Source organism: Neisseria sp. P0021.S006, assembly GCF_051956895.1.
Genome location: NZ_JBQCWZ010000284.1, coordinates 1 through 1,622, shown reverse-complemented (window position 1 = coordinate 1,622; position 1,622 = coordinate 1). Strand labels below are relative to the sequence as shown.

Sequence of the window (1,622 nt, the reverse complement as noted above, 5' to 3'; positions counted from 1 at the left end):
CGCCCGACATCAACGAATCCGACTACCGCTTCACGCCGTATCCGAACATGAAAATCCGCTACGCACTCGGCGCGATTAAAGGCACGGGCGAAGCCGCCGTCGAATCCATCATCGCCGCGCGGCAAAGCGGCGGCAAGTTTACCGGCCTCTTGAACTTCTGCGAGCGCGTCGGCAAAGAACACATGAACCGCCGCACCCTCGAAGCCCTGATACGCGGCGGCGCGTTCGACAGCATCGAACCCAACCGCGCCATGCTCTTGGCGAACATCGACCTTGCCATGAACAACGCCGACCAAAAAGCCGCCAACGCCAATCAGGGCGGGCTTTTCGACATGATGGAAGACGCCATCGAACCGGTGCAGCTCGTCGATGCCCCCATGTGGAGCGAATCGGAAAAACTCGCCGAAGAAAAAACCGTCATCGGCTTCTACCTCTCCGGCCACCCGTTCGGCCCTTATGCCCAAGAAGTCCGCCAAATCGCCCCGACCAAATTAGGCCGTCTGAAACCGCAAGACAGCGTGCGCCTCGCCGGGTTCGTTACCGCCGTGCGCACCATGATGGGCAAACGCGGCAAAATCGCCTTCGTCAGCCTCGAAGATTTGAGCGGACAGATTGAAATCATGGTCAGCGGCCACACGCTGGAAAACTGCGCAGACTACCTCAAATCCGACCAAGTGCTGATTATCGAATCCAAAGTCAGCCGCGACGACTACGGCGGCGGCGACGGACTGCGCATCATGGCAAACCAAGTCATGACCCTGCAAATGGCGCGCGAACGCTACGCCCGCAGCCTCAGCCTCGCCCTCGCCCCCGGCCACGACATCACGCGCCTCGCCGCCATCCTCACTACACACCGCCTGCCCGACACGTCGCACATCCCGCTGCAACTATCGTACAGCAACGGCAAAGCATCGGGTAAATTGAAAATTGCGCCCAAATGGATTGTAACGCCAAGCACCGCCTTGTTTGACGAACTGGAAACATTGCTCGGCAGCAGGGCAGTTCGTGTGAATTGGTAAGACTAAAGGCCGTCTGAAACTACACGTTCAGACGGCCTTTAATTTAAAAAGCGCTTTAAAAACATAAATCAAATACGGATTGAGGCTTTCAGACGACCTTATTGTATAGAGAGATTATCTGAAAAGTTTATTGCAAGAGACTTTGGCTAATAGGAAAAGATAGCCCACAAAAAAAGGGGGGGGGGAAAATACACCCCCTTTTTCTATAGAAGCCCCATATCAAAGGCCGTCTGAAAAACAGTTTTATTTAACGATTTCAACCGGGCCGTGGTCGTCGCAGTGATCGCCGTGTTGGTGATGCAGACGGCCGTTGACGATGTAGTCGACGTGATCGCCGTGCGGTACAGCTTCGTGGCCGCAACCTTCGCCGTGAATGTGGCCGTGGCAGGTGTCAACCGGATGGCAGCCGTCAGGGTTGGTTTTATTGACACTCAGAGCATGCTCGTCGTAGTGGCCGTTGTGCTCATGGTGCAGGTGGCCGTCGTGCAGATAATCGACGTGGCCTTCGTGTTGGATGGCAGTGTGGCCGCAGTTTGCGCCGTGAACGTGGTCATGATGTTCGTGGGTTTTGCAGGTCATTTTTTCTCTCCTAATGTTCAGTGA

Annotated in this window: 2 protein-coding genes; one reads left to right on the top strand and one right to left on the bottom strand. The window is 55.5% G+C overall.

Going from position 1 to position 1,622, the window contains the following annotated elements:
- Positions 1 to 1,019 (top strand): helix-hairpin-helix domain-containing protein (locus ACTHUM_RS13395; RefSeq protein WP_440403098.1); only part of this gene is annotated, 1,019 nt, incomplete at its 5' end.
- A gap of 243 nt (positions 1,020 to 1,262) precedes the next feature.
- Here the strand turns inward: ACTHUM_RS13395 and ACTHUM_RS13390 are convergent.
- Positions 1,263 to 1,598: a hypothetical protein gene (locus ACTHUM_RS13390; RefSeq protein WP_070460500.1), complete on the bottom strand. Its 336-nt coding sequence runs from the start codon at positions 1,596 to 1,598 to the stop codon at positions 1,263 to 1,265.
- Positions 1,599 to 1,622 lie beyond the last annotated feature (24 nt).

Coding starts and splice junctions, on each gene's coding strand:
- ACTHUM_RS13390 (WP_070460500.1), bottom strand. CDS start 1,598: ATGACCTGCAAAACCCACGAACATCATGACCACGTTCACGGCGCAAAC.